This is a genomic window from Flexivirga sp. B27 (genome assembly GCF_052905685.1).
This window is the reverse complement of record NZ_JBPYUM010000001.1, coordinates 478561-496110: the sequence shown is the minus strand read 5'-3', so window position 1 is coordinate 496110 and position 17550 is coordinate 478561. Positions and strand designations below refer to the sequence as shown.

General features: G+C 66.0%; 14 protein-coding genes and 4 tRNA genes. 13 read left to right on the top strand and 5 right to left on the bottom strand.

Translation table 11 applies throughout. The features are described from left to right. Positions 1-5: 5 nt before the first annotated feature. The 3 genes from msrB to ACSZL9_RS02410 form a co-directional block, all read right to left on the bottom strand. The gene (gene msrB / locus ACSZL9_RS02420) at positions 6-428 is read right to left on the bottom strand and encodes a peptide-methionine (R)-S-oxide reductase MsrB (RefSeq protein WP_446663865.1); all 423 of its coding nucleotides are present in this window, start codon (positions 426-428) and stop codon (positions 6-8) included. Between the two features lie 80 nt (positions 429-508). Next, the gene (locus ACSZL9_RS02415; protein ID WP_446663864.1) at positions 509-1744 is read right to left on the bottom strand and encodes a hypothetical protein; all 1236 of its coding nucleotides are present in this window, start codon (positions 1742-1744) and stop codon (positions 509-511) included. Between the two features lie 245 nt (positions 1745-1989). Further along, a complete protein-coding gene (locus tag ACSZL9_RS02410; protein ID WP_446663863.1) occupies positions 1990-4392 on the bottom strand; it encodes a lamin tail domain-containing protein in 2403 nt (800 codons plus the stop codon). 189 nt (positions 4393-4581) lie between these two features. Between ACSZL9_RS02410 and ACSZL9_RS02405 the strand changes: the two genes are divergently transcribed. Then, on the top strand, positions 4582-5658 hold the full coding sequence (locus ACSZL9_RS02405) for a DNA polymerase domain-containing protein (protein WP_446663862.1): 1077 nt from the start codon (positions 4582-4584) through the stop codon (positions 5656-5658). 84 nt (positions 5659-5742) lie between these two features. Here the strand turns inward: ACSZL9_RS02405 and ACSZL9_RS02400 are convergent, their stop codons facing one another. Further along, the gene (locus tag ACSZL9_RS02400; protein WP_446663861.1) at positions 5743-6795 is read right to left on the bottom strand and encodes an ATP-dependent DNA ligase; all 1053 of its coding nucleotides are present in this window, start codon (positions 6793-6795) and stop codon (positions 5743-5745) included. A 36-nt stretch (positions 6796-6831) separates the two neighbouring features. Here ACSZL9_RS02400 and ACSZL9_RS02395 point away from each other — a divergent pair, with 36 nt between their 5' ends. After that, the gene (locus ACSZL9_RS02395) at positions 6832-7983 is read left to right on the top strand and encodes an alpha/beta hydrolase family protein (protein WP_446663860.1); all 1152 of its coding nucleotides are present in this window, start codon (positions 6832-6834) and stop codon (positions 7981-7983) included. A 28-nt stretch (positions 7984-8011) separates the two neighbouring features. Beyond that, positions 8012-8914: a PPK2 family polyphosphate kinase gene (locus ACSZL9_RS02390; RefSeq protein WP_446665096.1), complete on the top strand. Its 903-nt coding sequence runs from the start codon at positions 8012-8014 to the stop codon at positions 8912-8914. A gap of 216 nt (positions 8915-9130) precedes the next feature. Here ACSZL9_RS02390 and glgX read toward each other — a convergent pair whose 3' ends face one another. Then, the gene (gene glgX / locus ACSZL9_RS02385; protein WP_446663859.1) at positions 9131-11248 is read right to left on the bottom strand and encodes a glycogen debranching protein GlgX; all 2118 of its coding nucleotides are present in this window, start codon (positions 11246-11248) and stop codon (positions 9131-9133) included. Positions 11249-11336: 88 nt separating this feature from the next. Between glgX and ACSZL9_RS02380 the strand changes: the two genes are divergently transcribed. The 10 genes from ACSZL9_RS02380 (at position 11337) to ACSZL9_RS02335 (ending at position 17192) form a co-directional block, all read left to right on the top strand. Next, positions 11337-12443 carry a YihY/virulence factor BrkB family protein gene (locus ACSZL9_RS02380; RefSeq protein WP_446663858.1) on the top strand — a complete coding sequence of 369 codons (1107 nt, stop codon included), beginning with the start codon at positions 11337-11339 and terminating at the stop codon, positions 12441-12443. A gap of 41 nt (positions 12444-12484) precedes the next feature. After that, a tRNA-Gly gene (locus tag ACSZL9_RS02375) sits at positions 12485-12557 on the top strand. A gap of 49 nt (positions 12558-12606) precedes the next feature. Further along, positions 12607-12677, top strand: a tRNA-Cys gene (locus ACSZL9_RS02370). 120 nt (positions 12678-12797) lie between these two features. Continuing rightward, positions 12798-12870, top strand: a tRNA-Gly gene (locus ACSZL9_RS02365). Positions 12871-12888: 18 nt separating this feature from the next. Next, a tRNA-Val gene (locus ACSZL9_RS02360) sits at positions 12889-12963 on the top strand. A 102-nt stretch (positions 12964-13065) separates the two neighbouring features. Then, positions 13066-13464, top strand: a complete 399-nt coding sequence (locus tag ACSZL9_RS02355; protein ID WP_446663857.1) for a hypothetical protein — start codon at positions 13066-13068, stop codon at positions 13462-13464. Between the two features lie 12 nt (positions 13465-13476). Further along, positions 13477-14940, top strand: coding sequence for a sensor histidine kinase (locus ACSZL9_RS02350; protein WP_446663856.1), 1464 nt, complete (start codon positions 13477-13479; stop codon positions 14938-14940). Continuing rightward, positions 14937-15599 carry a response regulator transcription factor gene (locus ACSZL9_RS02345; protein WP_446663855.1) on the top strand — a complete coding sequence of 221 codons (663 nt, stop codon included), beginning with the start codon at positions 14937-14939 and terminating at the stop codon, positions 15597-15599. The genes ACSZL9_RS02350 and ACSZL9_RS02345 overlap by 4 nt, the downstream gene beginning before the upstream one ends. 118 nt (positions 15600-15717) lie before the next feature. Continuing rightward, entirely contained in the window at positions 15718-16323 is a 606-nt protein-coding gene (locus tag ACSZL9_RS02340) for a DUF4956 domain-containing protein (RefSeq protein ID WP_446663854.1), read from the top strand. Between the two features lie 5 nt (positions 16324-16328). Next, positions 16329-17192 (top strand): polyphosphate polymerase domain-containing protein, encoded by an 864-nt coding sequence (locus tag ACSZL9_RS02335; protein WP_446663853.1) that lies wholly within the window; start codon positions 16329-16331, stop codon positions 17190-17192. Positions 17193-17550: the final 358 nt, after the last annotated feature.

Below are 17550 nucleotides of genomic sequence, written 5' to 3'. Positions count from 1 at the left end.
AATGGTCACTTTTCGTCGCTGGGCGCGAGCTTCAGGGACACCGAGTTGATGCAGTAGCGCTGGTCGGTGGGCGTCGGGTAACCCTCACCCTCGAAGACGTGACCGAGGTGGGATCCGCAACTGGCACAACGGACTTCGGTGCGCACCATGCCCATCGAGGTGTCCGAGATCAGCTCGACGTTGTCGTCCTCGGTGGGTGCGTAGAACGACGGCCAACCGCAGTGGCTGTGGAACTTCGTGGCGCTGCGGAAGAGCTCGGCGCCACACGCGCGGCAGTTGTAGACACCCTCGGTCTCGGTGTCGGTGTATTCGCCCACGAACGGCCGCTCGGTCGCGGCCTCCCGCAGCACCGCGTATTCGGCGGGTGAGAGCTCGGAGCGCCACTCCTCGTCGCTCTTGGTCACCTTGTATGTCGACTGATCGCTCACAGGCGTCGTCCTTTCCGTTGCCGAGACGTTTCGTCATACCGCACAACAACGCAGCCCCGCCGGACGTTCCCGGCGGATCCTCACAGCGGTGGTCGCGGCGCGACGAAGGAGCGTATCGAGACCCTCCTCCGTCGAGTGATCCGCGGAAGCGTCGCCAGACACGTCGCACCGGTTGCCGCGATCGCGCCTGCTGCGAAAAGTGGCAACTGTATGACGACGGCACTGAGCATGCCCGCCGCGGCCGTACCTCCGGTGCTGCCCAGGTTGTAGACGGTCGTGACCCAGGTGTTCGCCTCGGTGCGCACGGCCTGCGGCGTGGCGTGCTCCGCCGCAATGAAGGCGATGATCCACAGGGGCGCGCCGACCGCACCGGCAATCAGTAGGCAGCCGAGGATGGGCATGCCGACGCCTGCAGCACCGGCGAGTGCGACGAACACCGCCCATGGGCCGAGCAGACAGGCGGCCGACTTCGTCCAGGGCCAGCTGACCTGGTGGCGGCCCCACAGCAGGCCACCGGTGACGGCACCGACCGCGATGGCGAATTCCGCGATGCCGGCGAATTCCGGTGTGTCGTGCGCTGCGGCTAGCGCGGCGACGCCCGTGGAGAGCAGTGCGCCGGCCACTCCGACAGCGGCCATCAGAGCGAGCACCGGCCACAACGAGGTATGACGCAACGCGCTCCGCCGTGAGCCTTTCGCGCCGTCCGGCGCAGTTGGGGCAGCGCCCGCCACTGGTGACAGTGCGAGACCCAGGCAACCGACGAGGATCAGCACCGGCGGAAGTGCAAGCACGTGCCAGGCCGGACCGATCGCGATGCCGGCACCGGCGATGACCGGTCCGAGCAGGTACAGGACTTCCTCGACGACGGCGTCGAGCGAGTAGGCGAGCTGGAGGCGGTCGCCTGCGAGACGGCGCCACTGGGCTCGCATGGCCGGTCCCAGTGGTGGTGCCGCGAGGCCCGCGAGCACACCGAACACCGGCCAGCAGCCGGTCGGCCCGATCTGCAGCGCAGCGGCGAGCGTCATTGCGAGGAGGACCGTGAGCAGGCCAGTTCCGAGGATTGGCAACACGATTCGCGCGCCTTGCTTGTCGATCAGCCTGGACTTCACCGGCATCAGGAAGGTGGTGAAGCCGTAACAGGAGATTGAAAGTGCGGCCAGCCGGAAACTGCCGGTGGCCTCGTTGATGGTGAAGAGAAGAAGCAACGGCAGCGTCGCATACCCGCCACGGCCGACCGACGCGAGCAGGAAAGTGCGCGCGATGGTGCGGTTGGCGAGGAGGGTGCGATAGCTGCCGGCACGGTTGGTGCCGGACATGGAAAGACTCCGCAGGAATCGACCGCCGCGTCATGCGCGGCGGTGGTTGGAAGGATGGACGGGCTGTGGCCGGTCCAGTCCTAATGCGGAGTCTGTGTCACGGGCGCGACGCTAGTGCAACGACGTTGAGCGCAGCAATCGCTTTTAAAGGTGGTCGAGTAGCGACGAAGGAGCGTATCGAGACCCTGAGCAGGTTTCGATACGCTCCTCCGCTTCGCTCCTCCGCTACTCAACCGCCTTGGGGATCAGTGCACCGGAAGCTTCACAACCTGCGGGTCGTGGTCGGAGTCCTGGTCGTAGAACTGCGAATTGGTGTGCACGACCTGGTAATCGAACTTCTTGGCCAGCGCGGGACTCACCAGCAGCTGGTCGAGGACCTGGCTGTTGCCCTGGTAGTCGTAGGAGTAGCGCTGGTTGGCCGGGAGGGTGTCGATGAGGTCGGTCATCTTCGTCTTGCCCGAACCCTTGACGATGTTGGCCGTCTCGCTGAAGTTGAAGTCGTTCAGGTCACCGAGCACGATGATGTTCGCGTGCTTGTTGGCCTTCAGCAACTCGTCGACGAAGCCGCGCACCGCCGTCGCCTGAGCGTGCCGCTGCACCTCCGAGGAACGCTGCGGCGGCTGGTAACGACCCATCAGCGGGTCGTCGCCGCCCTTGGACGCGAAGTGGTTCGCGACCACGAAGAGCGGCTTGCCCCACCACAGGAACTCGCCGACCAGCGGCTTGCGCGAGTCGTCCCACGCCTTGTTCGTCGGGTCGATCCGGCCGGGGGAGTAGTTGATCGACGCCCACTTGCCCTTGCCCGTGACAGCGACGGAGTTGGTCGCGGTGCCGCCGGCCTTGGGCACGAACGTCATACCCCGATCGCTGCGGTAGAGGAAGACCGACCGGATGTTGCCACCCGGCTGGCCGCCGTCCTGGTCGTTCTCGGGGTTGATCCACTCCGCCTTGTATGACGGGCCGCCCGCGGCCTTGATCGCCGCGATCAGCTTGTCCGTGGTCTGGGTCGAGTCGACGGTGCCGTCGTCGGTGGCGCCGTTGTTGTCCTGAATCTCTTCAATGGCAAGGACATCCGGCGATGCGAGGTTGGTGACGATCTGTCCCGCGAGCCGGTCGAACTTCGTCTGCGGGTCGGTCGGTGCGAGGTTCTCGACGTTGAAGGTCGCGACGGCTGCCTGCTTCTTCGCGGCCGGTTTCGCCACGTCACGTGTCGTGCCGCCCGACTCTCGGGCAGCGGCCGATGTCGCCATCAGGGTGAAGTTGCCGAAGTCGTAGTCGAGCACGCCGGCGGTCACGCCGCGATAGGTGTCGCCGGTATTGGCGGGGGCGATCGTTCCCTTGGGCAGCAGCGCATCGGACAGGATCAGCCGCATCGCATTGGGGGTGTCGTAGCTGCGGTAGAGCACGCCGCCGTCCGGGGTCGTGGTGACTTCCTTGGTGTTGGCGGGGACGATCGGAGTCTCGCCGTACGACGTCTCGGTGGGGCCGACGGCCTTGGCGTCGGTCTCCTGGATGCGCATGCCCTCCATGGACTCCCAGAAGTCCAGCGCGTTCGTCGTCGGGTCGAGTGTGAGTCCGGCCTTCTCGACATTGCCCGGGTCGCCCTGCTCGACGGTCTGCGCCGGCGGGACATGACCCTTCGAGCCGATCTCGACCGCGTCGGGGAGGGCGTTGCCGGAGCTGGTCACCTGGATGTTCGGGCTGCCCAGCTCGGTCGTCGTCAGGTTGCCGTTGTCGACGCCACCGGGGCGGTATTCGGTGACTTTCCCTGCGACGGTGACAGCGTCCCCGACCTTGACCATCCCGGCGCCGCCGAAGACATACAGGCCCTCGCTGGTGCGCGGGTCGTCGTCCGGAGTGGTCGACTGGATCCAGAAGCCGGCGCTGCCGTTGGTCGCTGTGACGACACCCTTGACGTCCTTGACCTGCTTGCCGACCAGCGGCGACTGGAAGCTGGTCCCCTGAACCTCCTCGATGGTCGAGGGCGTCCCCGTCGGGGGCGGCGGAGTCTTGCCGTCAGTGCCGCATTCCCCAACGGGCGCAGTCGAATTCAGCGGTTTCGGGTCGGCCGTGACGAAGTCCTCGGCGTTGTCGTCGGTGTCGACGCAACCGGTCGTGCGGCTGTCGGAGGTCGTGTTCGACATCGCGGGAGCGTTCGAGCCCTCGACATACGACGAGGTGACCGCGCCATACCCGACGGTGTCGACCGTGGCACCGCTCTGTCGCAGCACGACGCTGCCGTTGGACGCGGACATGTTCAGGGAGCCGGTGGCGTCAGGGGTCGGCAGCGGCTCGGCCGAGCCGGCACCGGCGCCTTCCTGGACCAGGAAGTGTGCGCCCGGTGCGACCGACCCGCTCAGCGTGGTCGTGCCGCCGCTGTTGCCGCTCGCCGAGTAGTAGGTGAGCGTCCACCCGGACAGGTCGATGGAGCTCGTTCCGCCGTTGTAGAGCTCGATGTAGTCGTTCTGGTATGGCGCGCCGCTGTTGCCACCGCCGCCGTAGACGGCGGAGATGACCACGGACTTCGACGCCGCATGGGCGGGGGTGACCGACAGGCCGGCGGATCCGCCGACGGCGAGCGCCGAAGCGGCAAGGAGCGTGACCAGACGCACGCGGGTGACGCGTGGTCGTTGAGGGGAGAGTGGCATGGGGACCTTCCAGGGGATCTCGCGACGGCGACGCGATCGCGCCACCTGCTCTTGGGACCTTAGGGACTTTGCGGTGCGCTCGGGCGGTTCGAAGATGACAAACTGTTGAACTCGTCAGACAGGCGACCAGTGGTGCAGGACGGACACAGATACCGGACACAGCAGCGGCCGTCACCGTAGATTGATCTCATGGCCAAGACCCCAGCCGCACAGGTTGTCGTCGGAGACCGGGAGGTCCGTGTCTCCAGCCCGGACCGGGTGATCTACCAGGCGACCGATCGCACGCCGGAGATCAGCAAGCTGGAGGTCTGCGAATTCTTCGCAACCGTCGGTGATGCGTTGATGCGAGCCGTCGGCGAGCGGCCCACCGCGATGGAGCGCTGGCCGAGCGGCTACCGGGAGGGTATGCGCCTGTCCACCGGGTATGGCGACGACGGCGACGGCTTCTACCAGAAGCGCCTGCCGCGCGGAGCCCCCGATTTCGTCGAGACAGTCGGCGTCACGTTCCCCAGCGGTCGCACCGCGCAGGAGTTGTGCCCCACGGAGCCGGCGGCATGCGTGTGGGCGGCGCACATGGGCACGCTGACCTTTCATCCGTGGCCGGTACGCCGGCCGGACGTGGATCGCCCGGACGAGTTGCGCATCGACCTGGACCCGCAGCCGGGCACGTCGTTCGCCGATACGCAGCGGGTCGCCGACGTCGCGCGTGAGCTGCTCGAGGAGTTGGGCATGTGCGGCTTCCCGAAGACGAGCGGCAACCGCGGCATACACATCTACGTGCGGATCGAGCCGCAGTGGTCCTTCGAGGAATTGCGCCACGCTGCAATCGGATTCGGCCGGGAGCTGGAGCGACGTGACGGGGGAGTGACCACCAACTGGTGGAAGGAGGAGCGCGGCGAGCGCGTCTTCGTCGACTTCAACCAGAACAACCGGGACCGCACGATCGCCTCCGCGTGGTCGTTGCGCGCGAAGGAAGGAGCACCGGTCAGCACGCCGATGACGTGGGCACAGCTGGCCGAGGTGTCCGACCCGGGCGAATTCAACCTGGTGACGGTCCCGGACCTGCTGGCCGATGGTGACGCCTGGGCAGACATGAACGACACGGCCTACTCACTGGATCCGCTGCTGCAGCTGTGGGAGACGCTGCCCGGCGGCGAGCTCAACTTCCCGCCCGACTATCCCAAGATGCCCGGGGAACCACCGCGGGTGCAGCCGAGCAAGAAGGTCGCCGAGCACTGGGACGCCGACGGCAACCGCATCGAGTAGCCCCGTGCTGAGGTGGCCGAGCTTGTGCTGAGGTGGCCGAGCTTGTCGAGGTCACGGGTGTGCGTTTCGACAGGCTCAACGGGCTCAGGTCAGCACGTCGTTCAGGTCGTATGCCCTGGCGCGGTCGACCTGCGACAGCAGGCACGACTCCGGGTCGCGGTCGGGGCGCCATCGCAGGAAACCTACACCGTGCCGGAAGCGTTGCCCCTCCAGCTGGTCGAACTTCACCTCGACCACGCGCTCCGGTCGTAGTCGCACGAAGGACACGTCCTTGTTGCTGCTGAACCGGGAGCGGTCGGCCGCACCGTGCACTTCGTCGCCCTCGTCATCGCGCTCGACCAGTGGAGCGAGCTCGTCGATCAGCTCCAGCCGGCGTTTTGCGGTGAACGACACGATCCCGCCGACGTTGCGCAGGTTGCCGTCCTCGTCATACATCCCGAGCAGCAGTGACCCGACTCCGTTGCCGCTCTTGTGGATCCGGTAGCCGAGCAGCACGGCGTCAGCGGTCCGGGTGTGCTTGATCTTGAGCATGGTGCGCTTGCCCGGTTGGTATATCGAGAGCTTCGCCTTGGCGACCACGCCGTCGAGGCCGGCGCCCTCGAAGCGCTCGAACCAGTCCTGGGCGACGGACGCGTCCTCGGTGACGCGGGTGAGGTGGAAGGGGGAGCCGACCGATGACACCGCCTGCTCAAGCGCGCGGCGGCGTTGCTCGAACGGCTGCTGCAGGAGCGACTCCCCGTCGACCACGAGGGCGTCGAAGAAGATCACCTCGGCGGGGGTCTCGGCCGACAGCTTGCGCACCCGGGACTCGGCGGGGTGGATGCGTTGGCCGAGTGCCTCGAAATCGAGTCTGGCAGAGCCCTTTTCGCCGGCGCGCACGACGACTTCGCCGTCGAGCGCGCACTTGTCCGGCAGCTGCTCGCGGGCGGCGTCGACGAGCTCGGGGAAGTAGCGGGTGAGTGGTTTGGACCCGCGGGAGGCGAGCTCGACCTCGTCACCGTCCTTGAGCACGATGCACCGGAAGCCGTCCCACTTCGGCTCGTAGAGGTAGCCGCCGTCGACGGCGTCCGCAGCCGGCACGGACGGGTTGGCCTTGGCGAGCATCGGGGTGATGGGCAACTCCAGTGGCAGGTCCATCCGGCCATTCTGCCTGCCACCTGCGACGATGTGCGGGTGAGCAGGGACGTGGTTCGGCGGGCGATCGCACCGACGGCAGGGGTGACCACCGGGGTGACCGCTGCAGCCGGTGTCGGCACGGTCGGCGTCTCGAGCTATTTCGCCCGGCAACTCGTGACGCCGGTGGTGCATGTCGACGACGTGCCGGTCCTCGAGGTCGGCTCCGACCACGTGGTGTTCGCCGTGGGTGAGGAGTCTGTCGCACCGGGACGTTATGGCCTGTGGCAGAACGAATTCGAGACCCACGCCCGCATCGGTGAGGTGCTGGAGACCACCGAGGACCAGGTCACCCGACGCCTCGACGGGGTGGACTTCGGCGACCTGCAGGTCGGCAGCGCGCGGTTCAACGGCTACTACTTCTGCGGTCCACCGGCCCGCTCCCTGCCGGTCGACCTCTGCGACATTCACCTGGCGACGCCGGGCGGCCCCATGCCGGCGTGGGTCGACCGGGTGTCGGGCGGCGATCGCTGGGCAGTGCTGGTGCATGGCCGAGGCGCGTTGCGGGCCGAGACGTTGCGTGCGGTGCCGACGCTGCACAAGCTTGGCATCAGCAGCGTGATCCCCAACTACCGCAACGACATCGGCGCCCCCGCATCCGCCGATCATCGCTACCACCTCGGGCTTACCGAGTGGGCCGACGTCGAGGCCGCGGTGTTGTATGCCGTTGACCACGGCGCCCGGGAGGTCGTGCTCTTCGGCTGGTCGATGGGTGCGGCGATCGGGCTGCAGTTCCTGGCCCGGTCCTGGCTGTCGGACATCGTCGATCGGGTCGTGTTCGACTCCCCGGTCGTCGCGTGGGCACCGGTGCTGGACTTCCACGCCGGGGAGCACCGGCTGCCGAGGCTGATCTCGCGGGTCGGCGCCGGGCTGTTGCGTAGTCGGTTGCGTGGACCGGCCGCGGGGCTGGACGAGCCGGTGGACATCCGACTCACCGATTGGATCCGACGGGCCGACGAACTGACGAAACCGACGCTGCTGATCCACTCCGCCGTCGACGAATTCGTGCCGTATGCACCCTCGGCGGCGTTGGCCGCGGCTCGGCCGGAGCTGATCCGGTTGGAGACCTGGGACGTCGCGCGACACTGCCGGGCGTGGAACGTCGACCCGGACCGCTGGGAGCGACTGGTCGCCGACTTCTGCGCGGACTGACCGGTGGCTCGCTGTGCCATCATTCAGCATGGGCAAGAAGAGCGCGAAGAAGTCGAAGAAGTCGAAGAAGCAGGGCGCAACGGCGAAGGCGGCGCCCGAGCAGGCCATCGGCGACGCGCTGCGCGTCACACCCGGATTTCGCCTGGCTGAGCTGGATCCCGCTGCCACGCCTGGATTTTCGGGCAAGAAGAAGGACGCTGCGAAGGCCATGGACGCGGTGCGTGAGGAGATCGAGGACCTCCAGGAGCGACTTTTCGCAGGTGGCCGCGATGATTCCGGTCCGTCAATCCTGTTGGTGGTGCAGGGCATGGACACCGCGGGCAAGGGCGGCATCATGCGACATGTCGTCGGCTCGGTGGATCCCCAGGGCGTGCAGTTGCATGCGTTCAAGGCGCCGACCGAGGAGGAGCAGCGTCACCCGTTCCTGTGGCGGATCGAGCGGGAGCTGCCCGAACCCGGCTACATCGGGGTCTTCGACCGCTCGCACTACGAGGATGTGCTCATCGTCCGGGTCCACGACCTCGTGCCGCCGGAGACCTGGGGCGGCCGGTATGACGAGATCAACGACTTCGAGAAGGCCGCCAACGACAGGGAGATTCACCTGATCAAGGTGATGCTGCACATCTCCGCGGACGAGCAGAAGGCTCGGCTGCAGGAGCGGTTGGATCGCCCTGACAAGTATTGGAAGTTCAACCCGGGGGACATCGACGAGCGGCACTTCTGGGACGACTACCAGGAGGCTTACCAGGCCGTCCTCGACAAGACGTCGACCGACGAAAACCCTTGGTATGTCGTGCCGGCCGACCGCAAGTGGTATGCCCGCCTGGCCGTCCAGCAGCTGCTGCTGGACCAGCTGCGTGCGCTGGATCTGGGCTGGCCGGACGCCGACTTCGACGTCGCCGAGCAGCAGAAGCGGCTCGCCGCGACCTGATCGGTGAGCCCCGGAGTTCGTTGAGCTCGTAGTGAGGTCGTTGAGCTTGTCGAAACGACGGCTGTGACCTCGACAGGCTCGGCCACCTCGTAGTGAGTTCGTTGAGCTTGTCGAAACGACCCCTGTGACCTCGACAGGCTCGGCCACCTCGTAGTGAGGTCCTTGAGGAGCTCGTGAGGGGACGAACGAGCGTCTCGAAAGGACCGGCCTCGGACCTCAGTCGGTCAGCTCCGCCTGCAACACCAGCATGGAGCGACTCGGCACGTCGATCGTCATACCCGACTCGTATGCCGTCTCCGGATCGTCTTCAGCGGCAGCGGTGTTCAGTGCTACCTGCCACTTCCCGTCATACAGCTCCGGCGGGACGGTGAACTCCACCGGCTCGTAGTGAGCGTTGAACAGCAGCAGGAAGTGGTCGTCGACGACCGGGCGACCGCGTTCGTCCGGTGCGCTGATCGCCTGGCCGTTGAGGAAGACCATCAAGGTGCGGGCATAACCGTTGCGCCAGTCGAGCTCGTTCATCGGCGTGCCGCCGGGGGAGTACCACTCGATGTCGCCCTGGTCGCTCGAGCCGCCGTGGTTCGCGTCGCCGTCGAAGAATCGGCGCCTACGGAACGTTGGGTGCTCGCGGCGCAGGTTGATGACTGCTCGCGTGAAGTCGAGCAACGACTGTTCCTCGGCATCCAACTCCCAGTCCAGCCAGGAGATTTCGTTGTCCTGGCAGTAGACGTTGTTGTTGCCGCCCTGCGTGCGACTGACCTCGTCTCCGTGCGACAGCATCGGGACTCCCTGGCTCAACAGCAGGGTCGCGATGAAGTTGCGTTGTTGCCGGGTGCGCAGGGCGCTGACCTCGGGGTCGTCGGTCGGGCCCTCGACACCGCAGTTCCACGATCGGTTGTGGCTCTCCCCATCGTTGTTGTCCTCGCCATTGGCCTCGTTGTGCTTCTCGTTGTAGGAGACCAGGTCTCGCAGGGTGAAGCCGTCGTGTGCGGTGACGAAGTTGATCGACGCGATCGGCCGGCGACCGGAGTGCGCGTAGAGATCGCTGGATCCGCTGAGGCGCGAGGCGAATTCGCCCAGCGCAGAAGCCTCCCCGCGCCAGAAGTCGCGCACGGAGTCCCGGTATTTGCCGTTCCACTCGGTCCACAGCGGTGGGAAGTTGCCCACCTGGTAGCCGCCGTCGCCGAGGTCCCACGGCTCGGCGATGAGCTTGACCTGGGAGATCACCGGGTCCTGCTGGATGATGTCGAAGAACGCGGACAGCTTGTCGACCTCGTGGAACTGCCGGGCCAGGGTCGCCGCCAGATCGAAGCGGAAGCCGTCGACGTGCATCTCGGTCACCCAGTAGCGCAGCGAGTCCATGATCAGCTGCAGGACGTGCGGGTTGCGCATCAGCAGGCTGTTGCCGGTGCCGGTCGTGTCGTAGTAGTGCGACTTGTCGTCGTCGACCAGCCGGTAGTAGGCGGTGTTGTCGATGCCGCGGAAGGCGATGGTCGGACCGAGCTCGCTGCCCTCGGCAGTGTGGTTGTAGACGACGTCCAGGATCACCTCGATGTCGGCGTCGTGCAGCGCCTTGACCATCGCCTTGAACTCGCTGACCTGCTGCCCGTCGGTGCCCGAGCCGGCATATTCGTTGTGCGGAGCGAGGAAGCCGATCGTGTTGTAGCCCCAGTAGTTTCGCAACCCCTTGTCGAGCAGGCTGCTGTCCTGCACGAATTGGTGGACCGGCAGCAGTTCGACCGCGGTGACCCCGAGGCTGGTGAGGTGATCGACGATCGACGGGTGCCCGAGGGCGGCATACGTCCCGCGGATCTCGTCCGGGACGTCCGGGTGCGTCATCGTCAGGCCCTTGACGTGAGTCTCGTAGATCACGCTCTCGTGGTATTCGTGCCGCGGTGGCCGGTCGTGACCCCAGTCGAAGAAGGGGTTCACCACCACCGACAGCATCGTGTGGCCCAGTGAGTCGTCGTCGTTGTAGACGTCCGGGTCCTCGAAGCGGTAGCTGAAGAGGGACTCGTCCCCGTCGAGCCCGCCGTCGAACGCCTTGGCGTAGGGATCCAGCAGCAGTTTGGAGGGGTTGCAGCGCAGCCCCTCCTGCGGGTTGTGCGGGCCGTAGACGCGGTATCCGTAGCGTTGTCCGTCCTGTATGCCGGGCAGGTAACAGTGCCAGACGTGACCGTCGACCTCGGTCATCGCGACGCGGGTCTCGTCGCCGTCCTCGCCGACCAGGCACAACTCGACGCCGTCCGCGATCTCGGAGAAAAGCGCGAAGTTGACGCCGGCGCCGTCATACGTGGCGCCGAGGGGGTAGGGGTTGCCCGGCCAAATTTCCATAAAGGGCATTGTGGTCCACGGGATTCGTGTCCCGCGCAGCTACCTTGGGTCGAGTGACCGGTGAGACCGCGCGACCTGGGACGGGCTGATGGGAGTGAAGAGCACTCTGCGGCGTGAATTGTCCCGGGTCCCAGGTTTGTTGGGTCTGGCCAGATTGGCTGCCGGGACCTTCCGGGTGTGCATGAAACACCGGGTGACCGGGCTCGCCGCGGAAGCTGGCTTCTTCGCGCTGCTGTCGTTGCCCCCGCTGATCTTCGGACTGCTCGGTGCTGTCGGTTATCTGGGGCACTGGCTCGGGCCGGACATCGTCAGTCAGGTCACTGCCAACATCGAGCACTACGCGTCGGGATTCCTCACCGAGCAGAGCTTGCGCGACGTGATCATGCCGACCATCAAGTCGGCGTTGAGTGCCGGCCGGCCCGACGTGATCTCGGTCGGTTTCCTGCTCTCGCTGTGGTCCGGCTCCCGAGCGCTGAACGTGATGCTCGACACGGTGTCGATCATGTACGGCCACGGCGGCCACCGGGGGATAGTGCAGGCTCGCCTGCTGAGCCTGTCGCTGTATTTCGGCGGGCTCATCTTCGGTGCGCTGGTGGTGCCGCTGATCGTCATCGGCCCGGACCTGCTCAGTTCCTGGCTGCCACCGGGTCTGCGCTTCCTGATGGTCTTCTACTGGCCGCTGGTGGGTGGCCTGACGATCCTGACGCTGGCGACGTTCTTCCACATCGCGACGCCGGGCCGGTTGCCGTGGCTGCGACATCTGCCTGGGGGAGTGCTCACCCTGGCGATCTGGGTCGTCGCCTCGATGCTGCTGCGCTGGTTCCTCGGCCGCTCGGTCGGCGATCACAGCGCCAGCATCTACGGCCCGCTCGCGGCCGCGATCGTGGTGATGACCTGGCTGTATTTCCTGGGCATCGCCGTCCTGATCGGTGCGGCGTTCAACACCGCCTCGGTGCGCTTGTGGCGTGCGCCCGAGCGAACGCCCGTGCACGAGCGCGCGAAGGAGTGGATCGGCGACGGCGTGACCAAGCTGCGGGAGCAGGCGGTCGAGCCCGAGACCGGCAAGCTGAAACGTCCGATCAACCGGGTCGAGCTCGCCGAGCGACGCCGGGCTCGCGCCATACCGACGACGGACGACGCGGAGGACGCCGCGCCGGACGAACCCCGTTTGGAATCCCGGCGCGCGATCAGCTAATGTTTCGGCGCGTGCCCGACGCATCTCGCGTCGAGTAGCAGGCGGACATAGCTCAGTTGGTAGAGCGCAACCTTGCCAAGGTTGAGGTCGCCGGTTCGAGCCCGGTTGTCCGCTCAGGTCGATGGTTCGAGTCCCTTCACGGGACTCGGGCCACGGACCACGCGGTGGAGTGGCCGAGAGGCGAGGCAACGGCCTGCAAAGCCGTCTACACGGGTTCAAATCCCGTCTCCACCTCGCAAACCCGGGCAGTCCACGCGGCTCCCGAAACGTCTCACCAAGGTCGTTTTGGAAGTTGGGCAGGGTGTCGGATAGAGTTCATATCCGTTGCCCCGGCTGACAAGTCAGGGTTTACAGGCGGACATAGCTCAGTTGGTAGAGCGCAACCTTGCCAAGGTTGAGGTCGCCGGTTCGAGCCCGGTTGTCCGCTCTGCAGTACATATCGCTAGGACGATTGGCGCAGCGGTAGCGCGCTTCCCTGACACGGAAGAGGTCACTGGTTCGATCCCAGTATCGTCCACCAAGAAGATCCCCGGGATGCCGGGGATTTTTTGTGTGCTCCAACATGAGAAGCCGCTCATCGCCGGCTCATGTCGGTCTTGACCTCTCCTGAGAAGCTGTTGGCATGAGACTGAGTCGATGGGTGCTGGGCGCCGTCGTCGCCGCAGTGCTGGTGATGTTTGCGGCGGTCGCGCTGTCCGTCAAAGCCGACAAGGCGCAACTGGGCAAGCCGGTCCACGTGCAGCACAGCACTCCGGCCAGTTCGACAGCCACAAGTCCGACGGCCACAAGGTCGACAACCACACGTCCCACGGCCACCGACCGGACAGGGAAGACTTCAACCGGCACGCCGTCCACGACGACACCGCCCCCTGCCCGGCGGACGGCACCACCGGCCGATGACTCCAGCGGAGCACCGCGGGTCACCAAGCCGCCGCCCGCTGCGGGTGATGATGACGACGATCACGATGAAGACGACTACTACGATGACGACGATCGTGCCGACGACGCCGATGACGACTGATCGGAGCGTGGCGTGCGCGGACTCGCCTCCAGGGTGCGGCTGAGCGCTCGGGCCCGCATCGTCGGCTGGATGGTGCTGCTGGTCGGCATCGCACTCGGGGGTTCGATCCTCGTCACCGCACAGATCGTCTCGGTGCGTGCCGACTCGCTGGCAACCCGCGAACTCGACCATGAGGCTCAGAACTTCCGCACCTTCGCTGCGTCACCGACCGGCCATGAGCAACGGACTGTCGACGGTCTGCTGACGCGCTACCTCACCGTCAAGGTCGCCGACCGTGCCGAGACCTTCTTCACCATGCTGAACGGCACACCGCACCGTCGTAGCCCCGGGACGCCGCCGGTCAGGCTGGACGCTGATCGGGCATTCATCGCCAGGATCGCCAACACGGATCAGCCGGTCTCCGGGTGGTTGGACACGGCTGCCGGGCGGGTGCGGTATGGCGTGATCCCGGCGACCGTGGACGGTGACACCAACCGTGGTGCGCTTGTCGTGATCGAATTCCGCGACGAGCAGGCCGAGCCGCTCTACTTCACCGTCCGCATCTTCGGGATCGTCGGACTGGTTGCTGTTGCCCTGGCGGCGCTGGCGAGTTGGCTGGTCGCGGGTCGGGTGCTGGAGCCGGTGCGCTGGATCAGGCAGACCGCGGACCGGATCAGCGAGACCGATCTGGACAGACGGATCCCGGTTCGTGGCCACGACGACGTGGCACGCCTGTCACGAACGTTCAATCACATGCTGGACAGGTTGCAGTCCTCCTTCAACGGGCAACGGCGTTTCATCGACGACACCACGCACGAGTTGCGGACACCGATCACGGTCGTCCGCGGTCACCTCGAGTTGATGGGCGACGACCCGGCAGAGCAGGAGGAGACCAAGGAGCTCCTGCTCGACGAACTGGACCGGATGCGGCGCATCGTGGATGACCTGGCCGACCTGGCCCGCTCCGAGCGGCCCGACTTCCTGGCTCCCGGCGAGGTCGATCTCGCCGATCTGACGGTCGACGTGTTGACGACCGTTCGCGTCATGGCACCTCGGCAATGGCTGGTCGATTCGGTCGCCGAGGGCGTGGTCGTGGCCGACGGCCAACGCCTGACCCAGGCACTGATCCAACTCGTCTCGAACGCCGTGCGGCATACCGATGAGGGCGATCGGATCACCATCGGGTCGTCCCGTAGTGATGGACACGTGTCGTTGTGGGTGGACGACACCGGCACCGGGATCGACCCCGCGGACGCCGAGCACATCTTCGAGCGATTCCGTCGGGGTGCGCAGAACCGCCGTCTTGACGGTGCGGGTCTCGGTCTGTCGATCGTGCAGTCCATTGCCCACGCGCATGGTGGGACGGTCACGTTGGTCGACCGGCCGGGACCGGGTGCACGTTTCGTGATCGTCATACCCGAGCATCGGCCGGACCGAGGCGATGTTCCCATCGATCAGTCACCAACCGAGCACGGACGGACGGAGTCGTTGCCATGAGCCGCATCTTGATCGTGGAGGACGAAGAACGCATCGCCTCATTCGTCGGGAAGGGCTTGCGCAAGAAGGGATTCGTCACCTCCGTCGTCTCCGACGGGCAGTCGGCACTGGAAGAGGTAGCCTCCGGCGTCTACGACCTGATGATCCTGGACATCGGGCTGCCGGACGTCGACGGGTTCAGCGTGTTGCGCAGGCTGCGAGAGGACGGGATAACGCTGCCGATTGTCGTGCTGACCGCGCGGGACAGCGTCGACGACCGCGTCGCCGGGCTGGCCGGGGGCGCCGACGACTATGTGGTGAAGCCGTTCGCCTTCGACGAGTTGCTCGCACGCGTACACCTACGCCTGCGAGACGACAGGGTCACTGATGCGACCGTGTTGAGCGCGGGCACGTTGAGTCTCGATCTGCGCACTCGGCGCATCACCGACGGTGGACGCGAAACTGACCTGTCAGCACGGGAATTCGCGCTCGCCGAGACATTCTTCCGACACCCCGACCAGGTCCTGTCTCGAGAGCAACTGCTCTCGAGGATCTGGGGCATCGACTTCGACCCCGGTTCCAACGTGGTCGAGGTCTACGTCCGCTATCTACGCCGCAAGCTCGGTGCGGACCGGATCGAAACCGTACGCGGGATGGGCTATCGCTTCGTTGCACGCTGAGCGATCCCGACCTTGGAGAGTTCTCATCATGGTCTCCTGATTGCCTCATCGCGGGCTGTGAACCTTGAGGGAATGTCGGCGAGATGCGCCGATGCGTTGAGAACCAAGGAGATTCGTGATGACCTTGCTCGTTGCGGTAGCCGCTGACCTGGTTGCCATTGCGGTGCTGGCGTTCGGCGTCTACTACCGCCGCCACTTCCGGCGTGACCTCGTGCTCTCTTACGTGGCCCTGAACGTAGGAATCATGGCAGTCGCGGGTCTGCTCTCCGGCGGCGGCGCGGGAGTCGGACTGGGAATGGGTCTGTTCGGCATCCTGTCGATCATTCGGTTGCGTTCCGACGCGATCACCCAGGAAGAGGTCGCCTACTACTTCGTGGCTCTCGCGATGGGCCTGGTCAACGGGCTGCATCCGGAGCCGATCTGGGTCGCTCCGGCGATCTCCGCAGGCCTGGTGGCGATCCTGTTCCTTGCGGATCATCCGCGATTCGCGCACCGCACCAGGCGTCAGCTGATCACCTTGGACCGTGCTTACCCGCAGGAGCCGGAACTGCGAGCGGCATTGGAGCGCACTCTTGGCGCCGAAGTGCTGCACATGGCAGTCGCCGAGCTCGACCTGGTCCGGGATCTGACCGTCGTCGACGTGCGCTTCCGCATCGGCATGCATTCAGCGGCGACGAGTGCCGACGGGGAGTTGACTCAGTCGTTCGCTCAGCAAGTGAGGTGACTTCGATGGATTGTGCAACCGATATCGCATCCCGATCGTTCGCGGTCGCGGCCGTGCTCGACGTGGCGAATGAACGACCGGAAACCACTCTGGCAGAGGTGAATTCGGCGGCTGCCCTGCAACGCCGGATCGATCGCACCTATCTGGTCACAGCGGGACAGCTGCGTCGCCTCGGCGCAGCGATCGGGTCCGACTTCCGGGCACTGGAGATCGGCGGCCAGCGCTTGATGGGATATGAGTCGGTCTATTTCGACTCGGCCGACCTCGAGCTGTTCCGGGCGCACCGGCAGGGCCGGCGTCGGCGTTTCAAGGTCAGGGTGCGGACCTACCTGGACAGCGCCAGTTCGTTCATCGAGGTGAAGACGAAGTCGGGCCGTGGCGAGACCGTCAAGCACCGGATCCCACACCCGGGGCCGTCGGACGATCCTGGCTTGGACGCCCCGGCTTCGTCATACGTCCGGGATGTCATCCGTGAGCAATACGGTGTCGAGGTGCCGGCGCTGCAGCAGACACTCGTATCCCGTTACCGCAGAACAACTCTGGTTGATCTGGAAGCAGGAGAGCGGCTCACGTGTGACGTCGGGCTCACCTGGACGTCGCCGTCCGGGCTCGAGGTGAGCGGGCCGGACAAGGTGCTGCTCGAGAGCAAGACACACGGTCGCGGACGGGTCGACGACGTGCTCGGGCAGTGGGGGATCCGGCCGCTGAGCATGAGCAAGTACGCGTTGGGCGTTGCGCTCCTGCATCCCGCCGCAGCAGCCAACAAGTGGGACCGGCTGCTGCGACGCGAGTTCGGGAGACACCGAGCCGGCGCGGTCGTCGCCGGCACGGATCGCGGATCTTGCAGCAGAGAGACACGCAGACGATGAGGTTCGCCTGCGAGTCTCTCGCGACGATCTCGACGTGGTCCAGGTCGCGGAGTGCCGGCGGTCAGGCTGGGTTGCCCGAGCCCTTGTAGTGACTCTTCGCGCCGACGCGGACGCCGACGTAATACTTGGTGGTCACGTCGTAGCGGGCAGCCTTCCGCACGGTCGTGTTCCCCTAGGCCTTCCTGCAGGCGAGCGCCATGTCGTCCAACAGCCGTTGGTCGCAGGTCTTGCGGGAGGTTTTGCAGCCGTGCGAGTAGCACTGGTCGTGGCTCTTGCACGCCGATCCGAACTTGGCCTTGAACCAGTGGTCCGGCATCCACTGGTGTGAGTACCTAACTCCGGCAGAGATTCAGATTTC